Below are 23,479 nucleotides of genomic sequence, written 5' to 3' on the forward strand. Positions count from 1 at the left end.
TCAGCTCGGGTTAAAGGCGCCTGGGAGCGTATGCCCACGCAAAGCCATGGCCAGGACCTCGGCCGTATGCAGGGCCTTGCATCCTGTGAGCTGCTGAATCTGTTCCCGGCAACTGAAACCATCCGCTATGATCAAAGTCCCGCGTTTCGCGCTTCGCACGGCGGGCAGAAGACATTGCTCACCGACCGCCACGGAAACTTCATAGCTGCTGGCCTCAAAGCCAAACGATCCGGCCATCCCGCAGCATCCGGAATCAAGAATGGAAAAATCCAGACCCAGGCGCTCGAAGGTTTTTTCATCGGCCTTGAATCCCATGACGGCTTTCTGATGGCAGTGTCCATGCACCACCGCCGTTCCTTCCATGCGTGGCAGTTCAATGTCGCGCCCCTGCTCATTCAGAAATTCGTTCAAGGTTTTCACCTGCCGGGTGAGGCGCTGGGCCACTGGATCATCGGGAAAAAAGTTTTTCAACTCATCCCGGAAGACGGCGACGCAGCTCGGCTCCAGCCCGATGATGGGCAGGCCACGAGCCGCGGAATCGCGGAAGGTATCCAGAATATCACTGAGGGATTCCTTGGCTTTCTTCAGCATGCCGAAATCATAAAGCGGCCGCCCACAGCAGAGCTCACGCTCCGGCAGGTTCACGGAAAAACCCAGGGTTTCGAGGACGAAAACAGCATCCTTGGCAATCTCGGGTGTGAAATGATCGGTGAAGGTATCCGGCCAGAGCATCACAGCCTGACCATCGGCGGGCAGGGCCCGTCTTTTTTCAAACCAACGACGAAAGGTCACCGGCGCAAAGTGCGGCATCTCCCGCTGCTGCGCCACGCCACCAGCCCACTTGACCAGATTCCCGAGGCCCGGTGCATGACTCACAGCGTTCACCAAACGTGGCATTTTCCGGGCCAGAACCGCCCAGTTGCGAATGAGTCCCATCGCATAGGCGTGACGTGGCCGCAGCCGATCCTGATAATAGTGGGAGAGAAATTCCGCCTTATAAGTGGCCATATCCACCCGCACCGGACAATCACTCTTGCAGCCTTTGCATGCGAGGCAAAGGTGCAGCGAATGCTTCACCGCTTCATCGTGCCAGCCCCCTTTGAGCCCATGCCCGTTCAACATTTCAAATAAAAGATGCGCGCGCCCTCGGGTGGTATGGGCCTCCTCACGCGTCACGCGATAGCTCGGGCACATCGTCCCACCTTTATCACGCCGGCATTCGCCGACCCCCACACAGCGCAGCGTGGCTCGACCGAAATGCCCCTGATCCTCGGCAAAGGTAAAGTGCGTGGGGACCTCAGGGATATGGCGCGCTTCATCCAAACGCAGGTTTTCGTCCATGCGATAAGCATCGATCAGTTTACCGGGATTCATTTTCCCTCGGGGATCCCAAATGGCTTTGAAGCGGCGGAAGGCTTCCATCAGTTCCTCGCCAAACATGAGAGGCAGAAGTTCCCCGCGCGACTGCCCATCCCCGTGTTCGCCCGAATAGGAGCCGCCCATCCGGTTGACCAGATGAGCGGCTTCATAAATAAACTGGCGATACGAGGCGATCCCTTCCTCTGTCGCAAAATTAAAATTCAGACGGGTATGGAGACAGCCATCTCCAAAATGCCCATAAAGCGAGCCTTTGAGATTGTATTTTCCATAGAGTTTGGTCAGTTCCCGCAAATATTCCGCCAGGCGTTTGGGATCGACTGCGGAATCCTCCCAGCCCTCCCAGGTATCCGGCTCACCCGGAATGCGGGCTGTGGCTCCGAGCGAGGATTCGCGGATCTTCCAGATCTTTTCCTCCTGATCCTCCGTCCTGAGAACCCGGCCGTCCACGATCCGGCCTTTGGTGCGGAGGCCATCGAGCAGATGCTGAGCCTTCGCATGGGATTCCTCTTCCGAATCACCGCCAAATTCGGCGATAAGCCAGCCCTTGCCTTGAGGAAGAATCTTCAAACCTTCCTCGGCCAATTTATTTTTACGTAGACATTCGATGAGGTAGTCATCCATGCCTTCCAAACCGATCGGCTTGTATTCGAGCACGTTAGGAACCGCCTCAGCGGCTGTAAAAATATCCGAGAACCCAATAATGGCGATGGACCGCGAAGGAGGCCAATCAATCAACCTTAATTTGGCCCCAAGGATCACCACACAGGTCCCCTCGGAGCCAACCAGCGAACGGGCCACATCAAAACCATTCTCGTCCAAAAGAGCGGTCAGGTTATAGCCGGACACCCGTCTCGGAATGTTTGGAAACTTCTTCCGGATCAAAGGTCCGTACTTCTCCGCGAACAGTCTGAGATCACGGTAAAGGTTTGCCGCCGTTCCATCGTTCGCATCATGGCCACGGCCCACCCGCAGCCTTTGACCTTCATAAGTGAGGATGTCAAGTTCGAGGACATTCTCAGCGGTACGGCCCGCGAGAACCGAATGCACACCGCAGGAGTTATTGCCGATCATGCCGCCCAGCGTGCAGTGATTGTGCGTGGAAGGATCGGGGCCAAAGGTGAGACCATGCGGCTGGACCTCGTCCCTGAGTTCATCCAGGACGACACCAGGCTCAACCCAGATGGTTTTCGCCTCGGGATCAAAATCCCAGATGCGGGTCATATGTTGACTGAAGTCGAGCACGACGGCTTCATTGCAGCACTGGCCGGCAAGGCTGGTTCCTCCCCCTCGGGACAGCACCGGCAGATCAAAGGTCCGGCATACATCGAGGGTGGCTATCACATCGTCCACATTTTCGGGCAGCACAACGCCGAGCGGCATCTGGCGGTAGTTGGAGGCATCGGTCGCATAAAGCGCCCGGCTTCCATCATCAAAGCATACAGGTCCTTTGACACGTTCCTTCAGCATATCCTGCCAGTCCATCATGGTTCATCCTCACTCAGGGGATGTTTTCCGAACTCATGTATTGAAGTTCCCGCTTGAAACGTTCCAATGGAGTTCGTGGCTGCTCATAGAGATAGGCAGCCATGTCTTCAGCTTCCGACCGACTTACATTCAGATCAGGCATCAGAGTTTTCGGATCAACGCTTTGCGGATCCATAATCCACCGCATCAGATTCTCCGGATCATTCGGCAAATGTCCGGCCAAATAAATTTGTTCATCCACTCTGGCGAGACTGGGCCCTACACGCCCATGAGCTTCCCTGACGCCAGGAATGATGTGACATGATCCACAACCGTATTGTTCCAGAGCCACCCTCCCCTGTTGTGAATTTCCAACAAGGGAATAACGTCGCGGCTCTCCCGGGAAGCGATGCAGGCCCAAACCAAAGAAATTACCCAATATCAAAAAAAGGGTCAGAACGCCTGCAATCAGGATGATCCAAAGGAAAGAGACGTTAAATCCTTGCATATGGTTTTCAACCTGTGGATTCTGAGGTGGACGACAGCTGAAGTGAATGCAAATTCCATGCTCCTGTACAAGTAATCCAGCATTTCTAAATTCCCGAAAATTATTTAGATACAAACGAGTGAAAAGGAGACAGCCATGGATCGAAGAAAGCTTCTCTCTTTAACCGTTGCGGGAACAGGCTGCGCAATCGCTGGTGCTGTTGGTGTTCCGGTCCTGATTAACATGCTGGCGCCCGCTTTCGCCGCGGATGATGTTGAAGATTGGCGCCCGATCGGCCCGCTGGGTGACTTCCCGATCGGCGCGATGCAGAACCGGGAGGTGGTGATTTCCGATCAGAAGGAGCATCAAAATCTAAGCCGCCGCTCGCTTTATGTATGGCGCCGCAGCGATCAGGAATTCGTGGTGTACTCCCGAGCCTGCACCGATCTCGGCTGTCCCATCGTCTGGGACCAGGGCAGTGAATGGTTCTTTTGTCCCTGCCATGGCGGAATATTCGACAAGGAAGGCGAACGGCGGGCGGGCCCACCCAAACGGGGACTTTGGAAATACGCCACGCGCATTCAGGATGGAGTGCTTGAAATCAACGTGCGCTCCGTTCCTCCCATGGCATGATCATGAGTGAAGGCATGACAGACGATGAACAGAAAACCGATAATATCATTCATGCCGTGATTGATCGTCTGGCACTCGGACCCGTTTGGCGCAGGTTTTTCGCAAGGCGCGTGCCGAAGGCACGCTGGTACTACGGGGATGGCGCCAGCCTGCTCTTCCTCTTCGGCATTCTCATCATCACCGGCTTTGCCCTCGCACTCATGTATTCGGCGTCACCCGAGACGGCATATGCGAGTGTCCTTCATATCACCCAACACCAGGCCATGGGCTGGTTCGTGCGAGGCATGCACTACTGGTCGGCGGGGATGATGGTAGTGATCGTGCTCTATCATCTTTTTCGCCATATTCTCATCGGTGGCTATCTGCCGCCACGGGAAGGAACCTGGGTCATCGGTGTGCTCATGTTCTTTCTCATCATTATCAATGCTTATATTGGTTATACCCTGCGCTGGGATGAACGTTCGATTTATGCGATTCGCGTGGCCCTGAATATGTTTCATCGTGTGCCCTGGATCGGAGATGAACTGGTTTATTTCGTTCAGGGTGGCTGGACACAAGGCAGCGCCACTCTCAGTCGGCTCTTTGCCGTGCATGTGATCATCGTCCCCGTTCTTCTTCTGGGGCTCGTGGGTTATCACCTGTACCTCGTGGTCTTCCATGGCGTCACGACCATCCCGGAACGAATTGAACCCGTGGAAACAGCGGAGGAGCAGAAGGAACTCTATGAAGAACTGAAGCATAGCCATAAGGAAGGGACCACCTTTTTTCCTTACACGATGGTGGAATCCCAGCTCTTTGCGTTCGTGATCTTCTGCGTGGTGCTGGCGCTGACTCTGACCCTGGGCCCGAGGGAGCTCATGCCGGAAGCCAACTTCACCGAAACATCGTTTCCAGCTGAGGAATGGTGGTTTCATTGGTATAGCGCTCTGGTTGCCTACCTGCCCCCGGCTTTGACGTCCTGGTTCTATGTGGGCTTTCCGATCCTGCTCTTTTTCTTTTTGATACTCATTCCCTTTGTGGATCATGGCGCCAATCGCGGCCTGCGTCGCCGGCCTTTGGCTGTCGGCACGATTGTTGCCATCATCATTGCACTCCTGGGTCTGACGGGCCTGCGGATGCGTTCGCCCTGGACGGCATGGCCGACCGAGGAGCTGGCCCCCCTGCCCCCTCAGGCGGAACTTTCTCCGAGTGCGGAGCGGGGTCATCAGCTCTTCACGCAGTACAGCTGTATCAGCTGTCATGCCATAGGAGGGAAAGGCGGCAAGGTGGGGCCGGAGCTGACCGATCTCAAGGTGCGGCTCTCAGCGGATGAACTTCGGCAATTCATCCGGCAACCGCCGCAGGGCGTGGCCATGCCAGCCTACGGGCAACGCCTGGCGGACGACGAAATCGATGCCCTGGTGGATTTTGTTCTGGTGGCTCAAACGTTCCCCCGGAAATATTAGCGGCATGAGAATGATGGATTTCCATATACAGACGGCGCCTGATCGCATTCAGGAGTTTTTGGAGGCGAAATCGTCCGCCCTGAATCCCTTTGGTCCCGCTGCGTCCATGATCTCCGATCTTTTGTGGATCATGCTCGTCGTCTTTGGCGGTATTTTTCTTTTGGTCTTGATTCTGCTCAGCCTGGCCATCCTGCGCCGGCGCTGGCAAACCACACCCAGGCCACCCTTGGGCGATACCACCTTCATTGCTCTCGGCGGACTCGTGATGCCGGTGGTGATCCTGATCCCACTTTTGATTTATACGCTGCTGGTCACCCGCAAGCTGCATCCGCCCGAGGAGGCTCTGGTCATTCGTCTGACAGGTTATATGTGGTGGTGGGATGTTCAGTATCCGGACCAGGATATCACCATTGCGAATGAAATCTATGTGCCAGTAGGGCAGTCGGTTCGTCTGGAGATGACGTCGGGGGATGTCATTCATAGTTTCTGGCCGCCGAGTCTTTCGGGCAAAACGGATTTGATTCCCGGACAGATCACAAGACATTGGCTTCAGGTGGATCAGGCCGGCAGCTATCGCGCGCAGTGTGCCGAGTTTTGCGGACTGCAGCATGCGCGCATGGCTCTGATGGTTATTGCCGTCACGCCCGAAGATTTTGCAGCCTGGGTCGCTCAACGTCAGAAGCCGCAGATTCTGGCCGATAATCCTACTCTGCAGCAGGGACAGAAGGCCTTTATGGATGAAGGCTGCGGAGAGTGTCATACGATTCGCGGCACCCCAGCCCAGGGCAAGGTCGGACCGGATCTGACTCACATCGGCAGTCGCAGTTCCCTCGGCGCCGGCGTGATCGCGAACAGCTATGGTTCACTCGCAGGATGGGTGGCCAATCCGCAGGCTTTGAAACCGGGCAATCGCATGCCACCCTCTTACATCAAAGCGGAGGACTATCATCCTCTCATCACCTATCTTATGAGTCTCGAATGAACCTATCAGACAGCGCCCCAAGCGCCGCCTCATACAAGGAGGAATTTGAAAAGGTCTGGACGGCTCCGGAGACCGGGATGGCCTCCTGGTTTGCCACCGTCAACAACCAGCCCTTTGGCAATCGTTTCATGGTGTCCTCTCTGGTCTTTTTCCTGCTGGCCGGCATGATGGCTCTTCTCATGCGTCTGCAGCTGGCGGTCCCGGATAATAATCTGGTTGGTCCGGAAACTTACAATCGCCTGTTCACCATGCACGGCGCGACCATGATGTTCCTCGTGATCCTGCCCTTCCTTGAAGGGCTGGCGATCTATTTGCTGCCCATCTTTGTGGGAGCCCGCGAGATGGCATTTCCCCGCATGAGCGCCTTCAGTTTCTGGGTTTTTATTTCGGGAGGCTTCATCTTCTTTACCGGTTTTTTGTTCAATGCCGTGCCGGACACCGGCTGGTTCGTATATGCGCCGCTTTCCCTGGAATCCTATACCGGTCTTGGGGTGGACTTTCTTCTGGTCGGACTCGGCTTTATTGAAATCGCAGGCGTCGGGACCGGGATCGAAATCGTCACCACCATCCTGAAATTGCGGGCGCCTGGCATGAGCCTCGGACGCCTGCCGCTCTTTGGCTGGACCTGGCTGGTCACGGGAGTCATGATCATTATCGCCTTTGCCACTCTCTTCGGCGCAACGGTCCTGATTGAATTCGATCGGGCCATTGGCACCAAATTCTTCGTGGCCGAAGCGGGCGGCAATCCGGTTTTGTGGCAGCATCTTTTCTGGTTCTTCGGGCATCCCGACGTTTACATCATGTTTCTGCCGGCCACCGGTTTTGTGTCGATGATCCTGCCAACCTTTGCCAGACGGCCTTTAGCAGGCTACAGCATGGTTGTGGTCGCGGTTCTGATCACCGGGTTTCTCAGTTTTGGTCTCTGGGCGCACCACATGTTTACGACGGGTCTTCCACCGATCGCCTCGGGTTTTTTCGCGGCGGCCAGCATCATGATTGGTGTGGCCAGCGGCGTGCAGATCTTTTCCTGGATTGCCACGCTCTGGCGCAGCTCACCCGCTCTGAAAACTCCGATGCTTTTTATCCTCGGATTTTTCTTTATCTTTGTACTGGGAGGGTTGACCGGTGTCATGGTCGCGGTGCTGCCCTTTGATTTGCAGGCTCATGATACGTATTTTGTGGTCGCGCATTTCCATTATGTTCTGATTGGTGGTGTCGTCTTTCCCATCCTGGCGGCCATTCATTACTGGCTGCCTCTGATTACGGGCTATCTCCCCAATGAAAGACTGGGACGCTGGAGCTTTTGGACCATTTTCATCGGCTTTAATCTCACATTCTTTCCGATGCATATCACCGGACTTTTGGGGATGAGCCGCCGGGTTTACACCTACTCAGCGAACCTCGGCATCGGTGAATTGAATCTGCTCTCCACGGTGGCCGCCTTTTTCATGGGCCTTGGTTTTCTTATGGTGGTCTACAATATTTTCTATTTTGGAATGCGAGGCAAACGGGCTGAAAAAAATCCCTGGGGAGCACGCTCGCTGGAATGGGCCGTGACGGTCGACATGCCGAACTATATCTTTAACAAGCCGCCGATCATTTCCAGTCGTGAGCCTCTCGATGAGACCCAGGGGAAAAAGCCCGAGCACCTCGTCCACCTCGCCGCTGCCATGGAAAATCAGCCCTCGGCCTGGCGGGCCACGCTGGTCACCGATGTCATCACGGGCGAACCGCAGGCCATCCAGCGTGTGGCCGGCCCATCCTACATTCCCATCACAGCGGCCTCGGGCATTGTGATTATGTCCATTGCCACGCTGTTTAAAGCCTATATCGTTGCCGCCGTCGGCCTGATTTTCACTTTGGGTGTGGTCGCCTACTGGCTCTGGCCCCGTTCCGCTGAGCTGGAAAAAATGCGGAAGAGCGATGTCACCCGCCTCACAGGACTGCCGGTGGAACCCACCGGAACCCAGGCAGTCGGCTGGTGGGCAATGACCGGGGTCCTGACCGTGATGGCCACGATCTTTGGAGTTCTTTTCTATTCCTATTTCTATCTGCGGGTTTATTCCCTGGACTGGCCTCAGGGTGATCTGCCGCTGCCAGGCTTTCTGCGCTCCGGACTGGCCTATGGCATGCTGCTCGCCAGTGGTCCCCTGTTTTTCATCGGGCAGAAGCGTTTGCGTGCGGGGCAATCATCGCTCCTGCCGCTGATCGTCTGCTGTGGCCTGGGCCTTGTTGCGGGAGTTCTGGTGGTGATGGAGTCGGTGGCTGCGGGATACTCTCCCACGCTCAATGCCTATGCCTCGCTCTTTCACGCCATCACCTGGCATATGGTGGCGCTGGTTCTGACTGGACTCGCGGTGCTGGTTTCCCTGGTTTTGCACATATTCCGTGATCGCAAGGAGTCCTTGTCCGGCACCCTGATTCTACATCAGCAGGTCACAGCACTGGCCTGGTATTTCATGATCGCCGTCGGTGTCCTGGTATTCGCGACGCTTTACCTCTCACCCCGACTTTTTTGAGGTCAGCTTATGGGGCAAAGGTTCAGGATATGGTATGCCTTTCTCGGAGGAGCCCTGGCGTGGACACTCCACCTGATGGGAACCTATGGCATCAGTGAAGGGTACTGTCGCGGCGGTTTCCTCGGAACATCGTTTCTGGGACTGAGCCTGATGCACTGGGGTGTGGGCCTTCTCACTCTGTTCGCCACGGCGATAACCCTGGGCGCCCTTTACGTGGCGCGACGCCATCATTTGGCGAGCCTCGCGAGCCTCAGCACAGCGGAAGGTGATATCAATCTTTTCATGGCGCGCAGCAGCCTTCTGAGCAATGGACTTTTCCTGATCATCATCGTGGCCCAGTCCTTTCCCATTTTTATCCTCGGGAGGAATTGCTGATGCCGGCTTTTCTTTGCGCGGCTCTTTTTTTTCTGCCTGACAATGCAAGAGCCCATGGTCCGGGTCCTGTGCAGGATGTCATCGGCTGGTATGCACTGATCATCGGAAACCTGAGCCTGATCAGCTTTCTCTACATCCGGGGCTGGCGTCGGAAAGGCCCGCGCGAATGGGGTCCTCTTCTCTTTTTTATCGGAGCCGTCCTCGCGGTGCTCGCGGCCCTTCTGCCACCGATTGATCGGCTCAGCGAGGAGCTTCTTTCCATTCATATGATTCAGCACATGCTGCTGATGATGGTGGCGGCTCCGCTTTTTGTTTTCAGCTATTCGGATTTCTTTATGCGCGTGGGGTTTTCATCAAAGGGCCGGCGCCGCCTCTGGCGCCTGCAGCGCGTGTTCGTGGGAGGCGGCATGAATCGTGTCACGCGCCCGCTGCTGATTGCCGGGCTTTATGCTCTTGTCCTTTGGATCTGGCATTTGCCGCGGCTCTATGAATCGGCCCTGGAAAACAGGGCCATTCATAACGTGCAGCATCTGGCCTTTTTTATCAGTTCCTATTTTTTCTGGAAGGTTCTGCTGCGGCGCATCGGACGACCGGCTCTGAATTCCGCAGCGGGGATCGTTTATCTGTTTGTCACCAGCCTGCATTCCACGGCCCTTGGTGTTCTGATGGCCCTTTCGCCTCAGATCTGGTATCCGTTTTATGCTCATACGACAGGGACTCATGGTCTGACCGCCCTTGAGGATCAGCAGGTGGCAGGCTATATCATGTGGATGCCAGCCGGCATCAGCTATGTGCTGATCGCCGCCTGGCTGACCTTGCGCCTCCTGAAGGACCCTGATGAGCCGATCACCGTCGCGAAGCCCAACTAAATCATTTCCCGAATGCGATCGTGAGCCACCGTGAGGGCGATCTTGCCGGCATAAGGCTGACCCTTGGCCAGTGATTCCGCAAAGTGCTTCGCCTGGGTCACGGAAATTTTTGCGGGCATGGGTGGTTCCAGAGGATCCACCACCGCCTCGACCAACACCGGTCCCTGGATCATCAGCGCCTCCTGCAGCACACGCCCGCAGTCGGCAGGATCCTCGATGGTGTAAGCGGTCACACCGAAGGCGCGAGCCATGGCCGCAAAGTCGATCGGCTGAAGCTCACAGCCGAACTCCGGATTGCCAAGGAACACCATCTGTTCCCATTTGATCTGGCCCAGGGAATTATTCTTGATGACAATGATCTTCACCGGCAGTTTGTATTTTACACAGGTGGCCAGTTCCGAGGGTGACATCGAAAAGCCGCCGTCCCCGATAAAGGCCACGCACTGCCGCCCGGGATAAGCGATCTGGGCGGCGATGGCATACGACAGGCCGCAGGCCATGGTCGCCAGGTTTCCGGAACAGGAGAACATCTGGTTCCGCCGCGCGCGGATCTGCCGGGCCCACCAGGTGGTAATGGTGCCGGAATCCGAACAGATGATGGCATCATCCGTCAGGTACTTGTCGAGCTGCCAGGCCACAACCTGAGGCTTCATGGGCGTGTCGGGCCGCGTTCCCCGTTCCTCCATGAGTTCCCACCAGGAGGCCATTTCCTTCTGTGCGCTTTCGAGAAAGGATTTATCCTCCCTTTCATGGAGGCGCGGCAAAATATTTTGCAAGGTTTTGCGGCTGTCCCCGACCAGCGCAACATCCACGGGATAACGATTGCCGATCCGCATGGGATCCATATCGATTTGCACGGCCTTGGCCTGCCCGGGCTTGGGATAGTATTCGATATAGGGGAAAGACGTGCCGATGATAAAAAGGGTATCGCAATTTTCCAGAGCCTCCTGCGAGGCCTTGGTCCCCAGAAGCCCAATGCCGCCCGTGGTATAAGGGCTGTCATCCGGCACAGCCGCTTTGCCAAGCAGGGCCTTGATGATCGGTGCGCCCAGTTTTTTGGCCACCATTTCGAGTTCATCCACGCAACCCAGGGCCCCACGCCCGACAAGCAGCGCCACCTTTTTTCCTGAATTCAGGACATCCGCTGCAGCCCGCAGATCCTGCTCGGAGGGCAGACGTTCCCGCAGTCCCTGCACCGTGGACCCATGGTGGGGAACATTGCGTTCGGAACGCTGGTCCTTGTCCATCGTCATGCTTTGGATATCGACCGGGAAGGTGATATGAGCGACGCCTTTATAGGACAAAGCAGTGCGACAGGCGAGGTCGACCGTTCCTTCAACATGAGTCGTCCCCATGATACGGTTATTGTAGATGGCAACGTCCTGAAAGAGCTTATCGAGTTCGACATCCTGCTGCGTATGGGTGTTGATGAGGTCATGGAATTGCAGGCCTGTGATGGCGAGCACGGCCTGGCCATCAAGCTTGGCATCATAGAGTCCATTCAAAAGATGGATGCCTCCAGGACCCGACGTGGCCAGGCACACACCAAGGCGGCCGGTGAACTTGGAATAAGCGCAGGCCATGAAGGCTGCATTTTCCTCGTGACGAACCTGAATAAAGCGGATTTGATCCTGACGCGTGCGCAGGGCCTCCATGATGCCATTGATCCCATCGCCAGGGAGTCCAAAAATAACATCCACATCCCAGCTTATCAGACGCTCGATCAGAACATCAGCGGCAGTCTTTTTCATTTGCAACACTCCTTGCGAAGAGTCATGACCATAAGGGGCGGCTTCGCTCCTTGCGCAGAAAAGCATAAGCTGCAACAGCAGCGCCTGCTGCAAGTCCAGCCACCAGAGGCCGATGCGTGTTCATCCAGACTTGAGGGCTTCGTTTAATGGCGATATCATCAAAAACTCCGTGAGCGGCATAATTTCCCGGCACGGGTTTCCAGAGATTATCGGGGGCATTGGGATCGGCCGGCTCGTCCCTTTGCTGCGAGCCATAGCCCTGGGCCGCAAGGTAATGATCCCCCAAACCCGGAGCCCATTTATTGCCGAAGATGACCACCGAACTCGTGATTCCCACATTGAGTTCACGGCGCCGGTTATGAGCAGCCCAGTGAATGGCACGGGCGGCGATTTCCGGCTGATAAATCGGAGGAACCGGCTTGGAACGTCGGGGCAGACGGGATTTTGTCCACTCAAATTGCGGAGTATTGACCGCTGGCAGCTGGACCATGGTCAACCAGATATCCACGTTGTCATGATAAAGTTCCGAGCGCACCGATTCCGTGAAACCTTGAATCGCATGTTTGGCCCCACAGTAGGCGGATTGAAGGGGAATGCCGCGATAAGCCAGCGCGGATCCCACCTGAACGATGGTGCCCTGATTCCGGGGGCGCATGTGTTTCAATGCGGCCATGGTTCCATAAACGAAGCCATGATAGGTGACATCGGTGACCCGACGGTATTCCTCGGGTGTCATTTCATGAAAGGGCGAGAATACAGAGACCATGGCATTGTTGATCCAGATATCAATGCGGCCAAACTCAGCCACAATCTTATCCGCCGCGGCCATGACCGCTTCATGATCCGCCACGTCCACCGGAAAAATGCGGGCGATGCTTCCCTGGCCCTCAATTTCATCCTGGGTTTCCTTGAGGCGCTTTTCATCCCGTGCCAGCGCACAGATGATGGTCTTGTGTTTGGCAAATTCACGCACGGTCGCCCGGCCCACGCCGGCGCTTGCCCCTGTTATCACCACGACTTCCCTATCCTGCATTCGCATACAAGCACGTCCTTCTTCAGGCCAGCAATCGTTTCTGCCCGGCAAAGATCCAATAACTCATGGCATGAGTTTCGAACGCGGCATAAAGCCGAAAAAGAGTCAGCGCAAAGACCTTGTCCTTGGCCGGGTGATTCCATAAAAATTTCCGATAGGCGCTATCCGTCACCACCTTTTTTGCCAGACGGCTGCAGCAGATGGCCCAGGTTTTCTTGACCTGAGGGGCTACATCCTGAGCCAAGGTCAGCTCAAAACCGGCCTCTTCCATAAGCCGCTTCCACTCCGAACCGGGAATCAAATCCGGCATGCGTCCCTCTTCGGAAATGGGACGCAGGAGAGCCTTTTTTTGCCAGGCGGACGCATCCTCCGCGGCGGCCCAGACGGATATCGCAAAGCGACCGCCGGGTTCCAAAAGGCGCCAGGCCCGGCGAAAGAATTCCTTCTTATCCTGAATATGCTCCAGGCATTCGATGGAAATTAGCGCCTGAAAACTGTCATCAGGCAGATCATGCGTAAGGAAATCTTCGCAATAATACTGCAGGGGCTCGCCTTCATCGATCTGCGCGATCGCATATTCATACTGCTGGCGCGAAACCGTGAATCCGGTAACGCTGGCTCCATACTCACGAGCCAGAATTCGCGAGGTGCCGCCGTAACCACAGCCCACATCCACGACCTGATCCCCGCGCCCAACTTGTGCCAATTGGGCCATTCGATGGCTCAGATGCAGGACGGCTTCTTCGGCGGATTCCTCTCCGGATTCCCAAAGTCCGTGATGAACATGTTCACCCCAAATATCGCGGTAAAAACGGTCCAAATTATCATAATGAGCGGCAATGGCTTCTGTGCTGGGCGGCGCGTGCGTTGATTCCATGAAAGCTCCCCATGCTGAGCAAGAACTTGGGGTGAAGATATCACACGTGATGGCAAAGTGGTAAAAAATCGCTATTACAAACTATTCCGCATGTATCGTCCTGCCTACGTTTCACCCGAGTTCATCAAAATTCAGAGGAAATATGCTGGGAATCGCACCGAGTTCGTCAACAAAAAAATCGTGCTACCACACAGGTTATCCATTCCTTAAAAGGAGCAAAGGCATGCGTGTTTTCATCCTTTGTTTGGTCTCGATGGTCCTTTCTGTTCCAGGATTCGCCCACGCACCGCAATCCGAGGACATGAAGTTTGTCACGACATGGAATGAGTTTGCTTTGGACAGCATAAGGCAACGGAGAATCGTGCCGCCGCTGGCCGTCCAATATTTGGCTGCGATGCATCTGGCCATGTTTGAAGCGGCCAATCGCTCGAGCGGAAGCTACCTGAGCCTGATGAATGTTCCCGTGGAATCCTCTCCCGGGAATTTGCAGCTGCAGCGTCTGCAAACGGCCGCCGCCGCGTTTCGCGTGTTGAAGGATTTCGCCCCACCTGGAATTCAGGAGAAAGCGGCCCAGACTCTGCAGGAGGAGTCTCTCGTCACGACCCTACCTGAAGAGATGAAGTTGAATGCCATGGAAGAGGCTTATCGTTTGAGTGATCGCATCATCAGCGAACGTCTCACGGATCCGGGCACCACGTCTCCATCCCAAACCTTTCCCGTGGGACCGGGTTATTGGGTTCCCACACCACCGCTGCAGGGACCTTATCTCCTGCCCGGTTGGGGCAGACTGCAGCCCTGGATTCTGGAAAAAGGTGAAGCGCTCCGGCCTCTGGGTCCGCCGGCTCTGAATTCGGCTGCCTATGCCGCAGCTCTGGATGAAGTGAGACGCCTGGGATCCAAAAACTCCACGGAGCGAACCGCGGAGCAAACCGAAACGGCATTTTTTTGGGCCGATGGTGCCGGTACATCCACACCACCCGGGCACTGGAATACAATTCTTAAGGATCATCTCGCTCAGTGTGACAACGATCTGGTTGAAATCACCCGCATCCATGCGATCCTGAATATGGCGATGGCCGATGCCTGCATTGCCGCCTGGGATTCCAAGTGGCATTTTTATTTTTGGCGCCCGATCACGGCCATCCGTGAGGCGAACCAGGACGGAAATCCTTTCACCGAACCGGATCCTTCCTGGGAATCCCTGCTCGATACACCTCCGTTTCCCGCCTATGTCAGCGGCCACGCCGCTGTGAGTGGAACGGCAGCCGTGGTCCTGACGGATTTTTTCCAGGATCGTTTGCCTTCCGTTCGTGTGACCTCCGAAGTTGTGCCCGTTGTCAGGCAATACCCTGACTTTGCTGCAGCAGCCCATGATGCGGCCCGGAGCCGCGTCTATGGAGGCATACATTATGAGTTCGATGGGCAGGATGGTCTGCATCTGGCACAAAGTCTGGGTCAGGTCTATCACGCTCAGGCACTTCCACCGCGGCCCGGCTCCAAGGCTGCTGCGGCTGGTCGAGTCTGTCGCTAACGCTTTATAGGAGAAACACGATGAAACTGGCCGCCTTTTTCCTTCTCGGTCTTCCCTTTCTGGCTTATGCCGGGTCTGAACAAGCCATGATTTCAAATAGCGTGCCCGAGGGTTTTGAGCTGCAGAACTTTCGCTTTATCTATGATGAAGCCACCTGCGGTAAAATCAATTTCGTTCTGAATCCCAGGAATGGTGACTGCAGTGTGGAGTTCGAAACCTTCCATACCATGGGCACAGATACCGCCAGTTGCGATCTGACGATTGAGGTGGATCTTCCCCCTGGTCTGGCCATGACCCCTTCGCGACTCACCGTGGAAGGAGACTATCAGTTTGATGATGGAGGCAGCATCACTCTGGATGCCCACTATACTCTGGAAGGCGCAGCGGATAGGATAGTCCTGCAGCGTTACTGGTCCAATACCGACGCCGGTCTTGTCTCCAATTCCTTTCTGGAAGAGGAGCTATGGACCGCCCCAAGACCGTTTTCACCTTGTGGTGGAACGGCGGTCTTTAAAGGCAGTTTCTCCCTGGGGGCCAGTTCGTTTCCCTTGCAAAAGCAAAGTTTGATTGATATCGGCAAGGCCAATCTCGGTGCCGCCTCGGAGAAAAAGGCTCCGATCGCATACTGGGGTTGGGATTATCAGATATGCAAAGCGGAAGAGGCGAAACGCTGAATAAGCCGATCATGCCCCTTTTTGCATGACATCGGTCAGGCGATAGAGGCTGGCCGGCAGTTCACCCCGAATAACAAATGGGGCGGAACCATCCCGAGGCAACTCAATCCAAATGCGGCCCCCGGCCTCTTCAAAAAGATGCCGGACCGCATCCATGCCGATACCACGGCCGGATATCATATCGGCTCTGGTCTTGGTGGTGAAACCGCTCTCAAAGATAAATTCAGCCATTTTTTCGGGTGGAAGCTGCTGCTCGGGCGTCAGCAGACCGAGGTTCAAGGCCCGGGCGCGGATCGCTTCCAGGTTCAAACCCCGTCCGTCATCCGCGTAGCGCATGCGGAGGCGATCGTGGTGATGTTCGAAGGTCAGTTGAATGCGGCCTTCAATCTTTTTCTTCAGGAGCCGCCGTTCATCGGTGGATTCAAGACCATGGTCGAGGGAATTGCGAACGAGATGCACAAGAGCCGATCGCAAAAGACTCTCGGCGGTTCGATTGAGAAGGATACCTTCCCCTTCAAAGATCACTTCCGGTGTCGGCTTGCCGAGTTCCATGGCCAAAGATCGCGCCTCGCGCTTCAGATCATCCTGCAGGGCATAAACTTCATGATAAGCGAGACGCGTGACTATCCTGTCCACTTTCTTCACCAGCGGCAGCATCGCAGCCGGCAGTGAGGCCAGAGGCGGAAGGCGCCTGATCTCCCGATCGATGTCCTTCAGTTCGCCTTCACCCAGCATTTCACCGCCGTGTTCCCCCCCCCAGTGCAGTTTTTCTTCCATGATGGATTGATAGGCTGCAAACACCGAGCCGGTGGATTTCACCACTTCAGCCGCACGCGAACGCGTCCAGGACTGCCACCTGGTTTTTTGATGCTGACTGAGCTCCTGCTCCAGATCATGGATCTGCGTGGTCATCGTTCGGAGGCCGAGCGCCCGGGCCAGACCCTTGAGCGTATGGATATGCAGAAAGATTTTGCTGGCGACCGATTCCATGTTCTCCTGCTCATCCTGCAGAAGAGCCTGGCAGCGCGTCATGTAAAGACGGCCCTGCTCCAAAAAGCGCAGAACATCGGCACGGCCGGCTTGAATGATTTCTGTCAGAATATCAAAATCCACCTGATGCCGACGACTTTCCGCTTCCAGTTCCTTGACGCGTGTCACGTTGCGAACGGTCACGAGCACCCGCTCAATCTGATCCCGGGCATTGATGATGGGATGCCAGTCGATTTCCAGGATATGGGTTTCCCCACTGCGATGACGGCGTCGCAGCTCGCGTGGCAAACAGCTTTCATTGAACGACCAGACGAGGCTCTCTTCATTCATGGCGGCGATGAGCGCACTCATGGCCATGGATTTCTGCTCGTTGCTCTGCTCACATCCTGTAAACAGCACCTCAATCCCATCCTTTCCGGCGAGATCATCCGAGCCGAGGAGGCGTTCCAGATACAGCGAATAATTGCCCTGAATCCGTAGATCGCTCTGCAGTATAAAAATCCCTTGAGGCACATTCTCCATCAGTGAGCGAATCTCCGCGGTCTGCCGTTCCACCTCGCTGCGCAGTTCGCGCTGCAAACGCTCGGCTGTGCGGAAGGCCGTGGCGAAGCGGCCCGCTGTCACCTGGCTTTGGATCAGGAGGAAGATGCCGACGCCATACACCGTAGTGTAGGGTTGAGGCACGATATTCAAATTCACGAGGACATCATAGGCCGCGGTAATGGATACGACAATGGCACCAAGCAGTGCTGTGCCGGCACCCTCATGACCCGCGCGCCACGCTCGGAAGAGGACCACATAAAAATAGATCAGCATGGAGGAAACGCTGAGCTGATAGAGAGGCAAAAGTCCTGTAAATATCTGCATCGGCATGACCATGGCCATCACGATATTGAAGAGACTTCCCATGGTCACGATAAAGGCCAAACGATTGTTGGATTGCTGATGAAAAGCAAAGTGGACAAACAGCATATAGCTGAGGGGACCGCCGCCCAGGGTGATGTATTCCAGCCGGAACTGCAGAATGAAGGCGCTGACACTGTCCTGAGCCAGGGAGGAATAATAGATGGTTCCCGTGGAGAGCGTACGGACAAAGGCCATGGCCGAAGTCGCTGCCAGCGTCAGGCTTTCCATATCCTCCCGGCGGCGCACATAGAGCATCAGGCAGTAAAAGGTCATGAGCATCATAAAGCCAAGCGAGAACATATCCTTCTGCTCATTCTTCAGGAATATCTGCTCGACGGTATTGCCGGATCCGATGAAAGGTTTCTGCCAGAGACCCGCGCGTTTATGGAAATAATTGGAAACCTGGATGCGGATGATCCAGACTTCATCCGGACTTTTGGGTTGAAGCGAAACGATCGCATAGCGCTGCGAAGGGACCATGGTTTCCGCCGACGTTCCCACGCGCCCTGAGTTCGCGGAAACAGCCTCCTCGGGCCGCCCCTGAGGCCAGGCCGTCATGCGAAAGGCTGAAGCGGCCGTTCTCAGACCAAATTGATAGCCCAGGCGCGAGGGCTCAAAGCCGCGCAGGCGGAATTCATAGGTGGCATATCCATGATTCGGGATGGGGCCATACTGCGGCACGGACCAGCCGTTCCAGACCTTCGGGGGTGCGGCGATGCCCTCACCCTCTGGCTCCTGTCCTGGCTCCAACAGTTCATTCCAATAAAAACGCCCCTCCTCGACCAGGCGATACGGTTCATTGAAGTCGCGACCGTGCAAATCAATCACCGCATCCGGGCTTTGCGCCTGGACGGCGAAGGACAGCAGCGCGCTGAAAATGAAGAACCAAAGTCGCATCATTCGATTTCCGCAAGGGTCCTTTATTATTTTAGGGCCTGGCCAGCAGGATGGGACCGGGCGAAAGCTGCCGGGTACCTTATCTGATCGAAATGACAGCGAAAGACGAGCGTGGACAAGGCTTCATTTTTAACCTTAGTATGGGGGCGAACACCGGAATCACAGCTATCGATTTTCATGGGACAGCCCAGGGTTGGCACGTTGCCGCCCAGCCAGAGGTATTGGTTATGAAAAAACTTCGGGCCGCTAAAAAGCGTGTTTCGTATTCCCAAATGAACCCGCTCCTTCAGGTTCGCGCCCGCCCAAGACACTGGCGCGATGAAGTCAAATGGCGCCATGACCGCTATCGGGAACTGGTCGAACAGAGCAACGAGGGCATTTGGCTCTTTGAGCTGGACGAGCCCATCGACATTCGGCTGCCCGCCGAGCAACAGCTGAATTTGATGATGGAAAAGGCCTATCTTGCGGAATGCAACCGGGCCATGGCCAGCATGTACGGATATGCCAACCATTCTGATTTGATGGGCGCCCGCCTCCATCAGCTTCTTGTCCCGGAGAATGAAGAGAATCGCCTCTATCTCCAGGCCTTCATTCACAACAACTATCGCATGGTCGATGTGGAGTCCGTGGAACGGGATCGGCACGGGAACGTTCTGCATTTCCGCAACAACCTGATCGGCATTGTCAAGGATCGCTGGCTGATCGGGGCCTGGGGCATGCAAAAGGATATCACCAAGGAAGTGGAAAACCGCGAGCAGCTGCGGCGCAGTGAGGAACGTCTGCGTATGGCGTCGGACGCCGGTGGTGTCGGCCTCTGGGAGTGGAACGTCGCGACCAATGAGCTGTTCTGGTCGGATCGGGCCAAACATATTTTTGGTTTCCCCCTTCAGGGAGACCGCACCATGGATGATATTCGGAATGCCATACATCCGGACGATCGGTCGCACGTTCAGGACCTCATCACGGCAGCGCTGAAACCGTCCCACGGTCGATTTATTGCTGACTATCGGCTTCTGGCCAATGGATCCATCCGGTGGGTGCACGCCTTCGGGGAAGTCTTCTTTGACGAGCAGGACCAGCCACTCCGCATGAGCGGCACCGTCGTGGATATCACCGACAGTAAAAGGGCGGAACGGATTGCCACCCAGCTCCGTGACGTTGGATCACAGCTGGCCAGGGCGATGACCTGGCACGAGGTCGCGACCATCATCAAGGACTTCGCCACGCAAAATCTGAACGCGCAGGCTGTGGCGCTGCATCGTCCTTCCGCATCACCACACAATCTGGAGCTGGTGCTGGCGCATGGTTATGATGAAGGGGCTCGGCCGCAAGCCCAGGCTCTCAGCCAGCCTTTTTTTCAACAGGAGCCCCGCTCGCTCTCCTGCATTCCCGTTATCCTGAATCAGGATTTGCTCGGCATCATCACTCTCGAATACGAGCAGCCGCAGGAATTCGACAGCGACTTTCAGCGTTTTGTTTTGACCTTTGCCGACCAGTGCGCGCAGGCCTTTGAACGGGCCAGACTCTATGAAAAGGAACGCTCGGCGCGTCAGGAAGCCGAAGCCGCCAACAAAGCGAAATCCAAATTTCTGGCCAGCATGAGCCATGAAATCCGCACGCCCCTCGGCGCCATGATTGGCTTTGCCGAACTCCTCAATGAGGAAGGGATCAGCGACGAGGAACGCCGGGATTGCAACGCCCGCATTCTGCGCAACGGCCATCTTCTGGCGGATATGATCAACGATATTCTGGATCTTTCGAAGATTGAATCGGAGCGGCTCGAGGTTGAACAAATCGACTTTGCCGTGATCCCCCTGGTGCAGGATGTCATCGGCCTTCTGCAGCTCAAGGCTCAGGAAAAAAACCTGCGGCTGATCCTGGCCGCGGTTGGCCACCTGCCTGAAATCGTGCACAGCGACCCCACGCGGCTCCGGCAGATTCTGATCAATCTCCTGGGCAATGCGATCAAATTCACCGACAAGGGTCGCATTGAAATTCGCCTGTCCTGTGATCGCAATCCGGACAGCGGCGCGCAGTTGCGTTTTACCATCGTGGACACGGGCACGGGCATACCCGAATCTCAGCAGTCCCGCATCTTTGAACCTTTCCTGCAGGCCGACTCCTCCACCACCCGCAGATTCGGAGGCACAGGCCTGGGGCTGGCCGTTTCCCGGGGTCTGGCGCAGGCCCTGGGCGGGGATCTGCACCTGGTGAAATCCGTCGTCGGCGAAGGCAGCACCTTTTCCTTCACCATCAATATTGGGACGACCGCGCCCATCGCACCCGCGTCTCCCTCTGCGCCGCAGCGCAAAGGAGCCAGCGCGCAGGAGCTGAAGGGTCTGCATATCCTGGTGGTGGATGACAATCCCGACAACCGCACCTATATCAGCAGTTTTCTCGCCTCCGCGGGTGCTGTGATCGAAACCGCAGCCAACGGACTTCAGGCAGTGGAGCTGGCGATGCAGCGGGAATTTCATATTGTGCTGATGGATATTCAGATGCCGGAACTGGATGGCTTCGGCGCTCTGCGTTATCTGCGCTCGCAGTCCTATGCCAAGCCAATTCTGGCCTTAACCGCACACGCCATGAGTGGTGATCGGGAAAACAGTCTCAACGCCGGATTTCAGGATCATCTGGTCAAACCTATCGATCGGGCGGGTCTCATTGAGGCCATCCGGAAATACACGGCCGCGGCCCATGAAGCCGGGTCGTGACACCCGTTGCGCATCAGATAATCTCAACGCCTGCGAGGCTGGACGTATGAATCGTGTTGCAACCGCAGGTGCGACGACCGGCGGATTGAAAGAGACCGCCGCAATGCAGACAGTTGCGGATCTTGATATCAATTGGACTCAATCCCATCAAACGACGGGCCTTGTTTTGTTGCTCGATTTCCTTGATGACGGCAGCGGGAAGGACTTTGATTTTGCTCGCAGGTGCTGTGGTGTTGTCAGGCGTGGCTACGGATTGAACTTTGGACTGTTCCATAGAGTTTCCCCCAGATAAATTGTGCTGTACGTCACAATTTCTAGCAGAGACTTTTTCGGAAGCGTGGACCGTTATTGCGAAAACGAGGGGTTTTTCATCCCCTCGTTCTCCGATTAAAGCTGCGTCTTGAAGGCCGCGATGCTGAGCATCAGCCAGCCGGCAAGGAAGGCGACGCCCCCAATGGGAGTGACGGCTCCGAGGACGCGGACACCGGTTCCCACGAGCGCATAGAGGCTGCCCGAGAAAATCAGAATGCCGAGGACAAAGGCCCAGCCGGCACCTTTGACAAGGGCCGAATCAATCCTCATGGCCACGGCCCCAACCCCGATCAAAGCCAGAGCATGGTACATCTGATAACGAACGCCCACTTCGAAAATGGCCAGATCTTCAGGGCTCAGGCGCACTTTCAGAGCATGCGCTCCAAAGGCACCGAGCCCCACACCGATCGCCGCAAAGAGAGCGCCAAGACCAACCCAAAGGGTCCAGAGCATACGTTGTCTCCTGACGCGACAGGGTCCGGAGCCAGATCAGAGTCTGTCTCCGCCCCCGGGTCATCAACCGTAAATTTTCGCCATTTCCGCCAGAGTCACCTGACGAATCTTCGATGCCTTGCCAGCCTGACCGAATTGAATCATGCGTTCCTTGACGACCTTCTTCATCGCGTCGCGGGCCAGCGTGTTGTAGTAGCGAGGATCGAATTCTTCGGGCTTCTCGGCCAGAGCCTTGCGAATGGCGCCGGTCATGGCCAGGCGGTTGTCGGTATCGACATTGATCTTCCGCACGCCGTGCCGAATGCCTTCCTGGATCTCTTCCACCGGAACGCCCCAGGTTTGCTTGAGCTTGCCGCCGAATTGATTGACGATATCCTGAAGATCCTGTGGCACCGACGAGGAACCATGCATCACAAGGTGGGTATTGGGCAGACGGCGGTGAATTTCCCGCACGCGATCCATGGCGAGAATCTTGCCGTCGGGCTTGCGGGTGAACTTGTAAGCGCCGTGGCTGGTGCCGAGCGCAATGGCCAGGGCATCGACCTTGGTCAGCTCCACAAAACGCACGGCCTCTTCCGGATCCGTGAGCAGCTGATCATGACCCAGGGTGCCTTCAAACCCATGGCCATCTTCCTTGTCGCCCTTGCCGGTTTCCAGCGAACCGAGACAACCGAGTTCACCTTCCACTGAAACGCCAAAGGCATGCGCGACTTCAACGACCTTGCGGGTGATGCGCGCGTTGTAGTCAAAGTCAGCCGGGGTTTTGCCGTCTTCCTTGAGCGAGCCGTCCATCATCACCGACGTGAAGTTATTGCGGATGGCGGAAAAGCAGGTTTCCGGGCTGTTGCCGTGGTCCTGGTGCATGACGATGGGAATTTCGGGATAAAGCTCGACAGCCGCACGCATCAATCCCACGAGGTAGGCGTCCTGCGAATATTTGCGGGCCCCACGCGAAGCCTGGATGATCACCGGGCTATCGGTTTCCCGGGCGCCTTCCATAATGGCCTGAATTTGTTCCATATTATTGACATTAAAGGCGGCCACGCCGTAGTTGTGTTCTGCCGCGTGATCAAGCAATGCTCTCAAGGGAATCAAGGCCATAATACCGCTCCTTCGTTGGATCGCACCTTCCGCTGGAAAAGAGCCTTTTCGACTGTTTGGGCGGAAGGCTTTGATGGTTTCGCCGC

18 protein-coding genes are annotated in these 23,479 nt (G+C 56.0%); 9 read left to right on the forward strand and 9 right to left on the reverse strand.

What is annotated here, in order from left to right; translation table 11 throughout:
* Together OLTU_RS27755 and OLTU_RS32145 are read right to left on the reverse strand one after the other, a co-directional pair.
* Entirely contained in the window at positions 1-2,865 is a 2,865-nt protein-coding gene (locus OLTU_RS27755) for an FAD-binding and (Fe-S)-binding domain-containing protein (RefSeq protein WP_141735980.1), read from the reverse strand.
* Positions 2,866-2,878: 13 nt separating this feature from the next.
* Positions 2,879-3,352, reverse strand: a complete 474-nt coding sequence (locus OLTU_RS32145) for a c-type cytochrome (protein ID WP_176737025.1) — start codon at positions 3,350-3,352, stop codon at positions 2,879-2,881.
* Positions 3,353-3,487: 135 nt separating this feature from the next.
* Here OLTU_RS32145 and OLTU_RS27760 point away from each other — a divergent pair, with 135 nt between their 5' ends.
* From OLTU_RS27760 to OLTU_RS27785, 6 genes are read left to right on the forward strand one after another with little or no spacing between them, the layout of a single operon-like run.
* The gene (locus OLTU_RS27760; RefSeq protein ID WP_141735981.1) at positions 3,488-3,964 is read left to right on the forward strand and encodes a QcrA and Rieske domain-containing protein; all 477 of its coding nucleotides are present in this window, start codon (positions 3,488-3,490) and stop codon (positions 3,962-3,964) included.
* A 2-nt stretch (positions 3,965-3,966) separates the two neighbouring features.
* Positions 3,967-5,409 carry a menaquinol-cytochrome c reductase cytochrome b/c subunit gene (locus OLTU_RS27765; protein WP_218110323.1) on the forward strand — a complete coding sequence of 481 codons (1,443 nt, stop codon included), beginning with the start codon at positions 3,967-3,969 and terminating at the stop codon, positions 5,407-5,409.
* Between the two features lie 10 nt (positions 5,410-5,419).
* The gene (coxB, locus tag OLTU_RS27770) at positions 5,420-6,391 is read left to right on the forward strand and encodes a cytochrome c oxidase subunit II (RefSeq protein WP_218110324.1); all 972 of its coding nucleotides are present in this window, start codon (positions 5,420-5,422) and stop codon (positions 6,389-6,391) included.
* Positions 6,388-8,910: a cbb3-type cytochrome c oxidase subunit I gene (locus OLTU_RS27775; RefSeq protein WP_176737028.1), complete on the forward strand. Its 2,523-nt coding sequence runs from the start codon at positions 6,388-6,390 to the stop codon at positions 8,908-8,910. Before coxB ends, OLTU_RS27775 begins: the two co-directional genes overlap by 4 nt.
* 9 nt (positions 8,911-8,919) lie before the next feature.
* Entirely contained in the window at positions 8,920-9,285 is a 366-nt protein-coding gene (locus OLTU_RS27780) for a hypothetical protein (protein WP_141735985.1), read from the forward strand.
* On the forward strand, positions 9,285-10,154 hold the full coding sequence (locus tag OLTU_RS27785) for a cytochrome c oxidase assembly protein (RefSeq protein WP_141735986.1): 870 nt from the start codon (positions 9,285-9,287) through the stop codon (positions 10,152-10,154). Before OLTU_RS27780 ends, OLTU_RS27785 begins: the two co-directional genes overlap by 1 nt.
* Here OLTU_RS27785 and OLTU_RS27790 read toward each other — a convergent pair.
* Genes OLTU_RS27790 through OLTU_RS27800 form a run of 3 tightly spaced genes read right to left on the reverse strand, consistent with a single transcriptional unit; the run spans position 10,151 to position 13,815 of the window.
* Complete coding sequence (locus tag OLTU_RS27790; RefSeq protein WP_141735987.1) at positions 10,151-11,905, reverse strand: thiamine pyrophosphate-dependent enzyme; 1,755 nt, start codon at positions 11,903-11,905, stop codon at positions 10,151-10,153. The genes OLTU_RS27785 and OLTU_RS27790 overlap by 4 nt on opposite strands.
* Positions 11,906-11,927: 22 nt before the next feature.
* Positions 11,928-12,944, reverse strand: coding sequence for an SDR family oxidoreductase (locus OLTU_RS27795; RefSeq protein WP_218110325.1), 1,017 nt, complete (start codon positions 12,942-12,944; stop codon positions 11,928-11,930).
* 16 nt (positions 12,945-12,960) lie between these two features.
* A complete protein-coding gene (locus OLTU_RS27800; RefSeq protein WP_141735988.1) occupies positions 12,961-13,815 on the reverse strand; it encodes an SAM-dependent methyltransferase in 855 nt (284 codons plus the stop codon).
* 223 nt (positions 13,816-14,038) lie between these two features.
* Between OLTU_RS27800 and OLTU_RS27805 the strand changes: the two genes are divergently transcribed.
* Positions 14,039-15,346: a vanadium-dependent haloperoxidase gene (locus OLTU_RS27805; RefSeq protein ID WP_176737029.1), complete on the forward strand. Its 1,308-nt coding sequence runs from the start codon at positions 14,039-14,041 to the stop codon at positions 15,344-15,346.
* A 20-nt stretch (positions 15,347-15,366) separates the two neighbouring features.
* Positions 15,367-16,020 carry a DUF4360 domain-containing protein gene (locus OLTU_RS27810; RefSeq protein ID WP_141735990.1) on the forward strand — a complete coding sequence of 218 codons (654 nt, stop codon included), beginning with the start codon at positions 15,367-15,369 and terminating at the stop codon, positions 16,018-16,020.
* A 9-nt stretch (positions 16,021-16,029) separates the two neighbouring features.
* On the opposite strand, the gene OLTU_RS27815 is transcribed toward OLTU_RS27810, so the two are convergent.
* Positions 16,030-18,816 carry a 7TM diverse intracellular signaling domain-containing protein gene (locus OLTU_RS27815; protein ID WP_141735991.1) on the reverse strand — a complete coding sequence of 929 codons (2,787 nt, stop codon included), beginning with the start codon at positions 18,814-18,816 and terminating at the stop codon, positions 16,030-16,032.
* Positions 18,817-19,040: 224 nt separating this feature from the next.
* On the opposite strand from OLTU_RS27815, the gene OLTU_RS27820 reads away from it, so the two are divergent.
* Complete coding sequence (locus OLTU_RS27820) at positions 19,041-21,527, forward strand: GAF domain-containing hybrid sensor histidine kinase/response regulator (RefSeq protein WP_176737030.1); 2,487 nt, start codon at positions 19,041-19,043, stop codon at positions 21,525-21,527.
* 13 nt (positions 21,528-21,540) lie between these two features.
* Here the strand turns inward: OLTU_RS27820 and OLTU_RS27825 are convergent, their stop codons facing one another.
* From OLTU_RS27825 to fba, 3 genes are all read right to left on the reverse strand, one after another.
* The gene (locus tag OLTU_RS27825; protein ID WP_141735993.1) at positions 21,541-21,801 is read right to left on the reverse strand and encodes a hypothetical protein; all 261 of its coding nucleotides are present in this window, start codon (positions 21,799-21,801) and stop codon (positions 21,541-21,543) included.
* Between the two features lie 113 nt (positions 21,802-21,914).
* Positions 21,915-22,292 (reverse strand): DUF423 domain-containing protein, encoded by a 378-nt coding sequence (locus tag OLTU_RS27830; protein ID WP_141735994.1) that lies wholly within the window; start codon positions 22,290-22,292, stop codon positions 21,915-21,917.
* Between the two features lie 63 nt (positions 22,293-22,355).
* Entirely contained in the window at positions 22,356-23,393 is a 1,038-nt protein-coding gene (gene fba, locus OLTU_RS27835) for a class II fructose-bisphosphate aldolase (RefSeq protein ID WP_141735995.1), read from the reverse strand.
* Between the last annotated feature and the right edge of the window lie 86 nt (positions 23,394-23,479).

The organism is Oligoflexus tunisiensis (assembly GCF_001748245.1).
GTDB classification, from domain to species: domain Bacteria; phylum Bdellovibrionota_B; class Oligoflexia; order Oligoflexales; family Oligoflexaceae; genus Oligoflexus; species Oligoflexus tunisiensis.

Excerpts from the sequence above, each read along its gene's own strand:
- OLTU_RS27785 (WP_141735986.1), top strand. The coding sequence starts at position 9,285 with ATGCCGGCTTTTCTTTGCGCGGCTCTTTTTTTTCTGCCTGACAATGCA.
- OLTU_RS27830 (WP_141735994.1), bottom strand. The coding sequence starts at position 22,292 with ATGCTCTGGACCCTTTGGGTTGGTCTTGGCGCTCTCTTTGCGGCGATC.
- fba (WP_141735995.1), bottom strand. The coding sequence starts at position 23,393 with ATGGCCTTGATTCCCTTGAGAGCATTGCTTGATCACGCGGCAGAACAC.
- OLTU_RS32145 (WP_176737025.1), bottom strand. The coding sequence starts at position 3,352 with ATGCAAGGATTTAACGTCTCTTTCCTTTGGATCATCCTGATTGCAGGC.
- OLTU_RS27765 (WP_218110323.1), top strand. The coding sequence starts at position 3,967 with ATGAGTGAAGGCATGACAGACGATGAACAGAAAACCGATAATATCATT.
- OLTU_RS27755 (WP_141735980.1), bottom strand. The coding sequence starts at position 2,865 with ATGATGGACTGGCAGGATATGCTGAAGGAACGTGTCAAAGGACCTGTA.
- coxB (WP_218110324.1), top strand. The coding sequence starts at position 5,420 with ATGATGGATTTCCATATACAGACGGCGCCTGATCGCATTCAGGAGTTT.
- OLTU_RS27780 (WP_141735985.1), top strand. The coding sequence starts at position 8,920 with ATGGGGCAAAGGTTCAGGATATGGTATGCCTTTCTCGGAGGAGCCCTG.
- OLTU_RS27815 (WP_141735991.1), bottom strand. The coding sequence starts at position 18,816 with ATGATGCGACTTTGGTTCTTCATTTTCAGCGCGCTGCTGTCCTTCGCC.
- OLTU_RS27790 (WP_141735987.1), bottom strand. The coding sequence starts at position 11,905 with ATGAAAAAGACTGCCGCTGATGTTCTGATCGAGCGTCTGATAAGCTGG.
- OLTU_RS27820 (WP_176737030.1), top strand. The coding sequence starts at position 19,041 with ATGAAAAAACTTCGGGCCGCTAAAAAGCGTGTTTCGTATTCCCAAATG.
- OLTU_RS27805 (WP_176737029.1), top strand. The coding sequence starts at position 14,039 with ATGCGTGTTTTCATCCTTTGTTTGGTCTCGATGGTCCTTTCTGTTCCA.
- OLTU_RS27810 (WP_141735990.1), top strand. The coding sequence starts at position 15,367 with ATGAAACTGGCCGCCTTTTTCCTTCTCGGTCTTCCCTTTCTGGCTTAT.
- OLTU_RS27800 (WP_141735988.1), bottom strand. The coding sequence starts at position 13,815 with ATGGAATCAACGCACGCGCCGCCCAGCACAGAAGCCATTGCCGCTCAT.
- OLTU_RS27775 (WP_176737028.1), top strand. The coding sequence starts at position 6,388 with ATGAACCTATCAGACAGCGCCCCAAGCGCCGCCTCATACAAGGAGGAA.
- OLTU_RS27760 (WP_141735981.1), top strand. The coding sequence starts at position 3,488 with ATGGATCGAAGAAAGCTTCTCTCTTTAACCGTTGCGGGAACAGGCTGC.
- OLTU_RS27795 (WP_218110325.1), bottom strand. The coding sequence starts at position 12,944 with ATGCGAATGCAGGATAGGGAAGTCGTGGTGATAACAGGGGCAAGCGCC.
- OLTU_RS27825 (WP_141735993.1), bottom strand. The coding sequence starts at position 21,801 with ATGGAACAGTCCAAAGTTCAATCCGTAGCCACGCCTGACAACACCACA.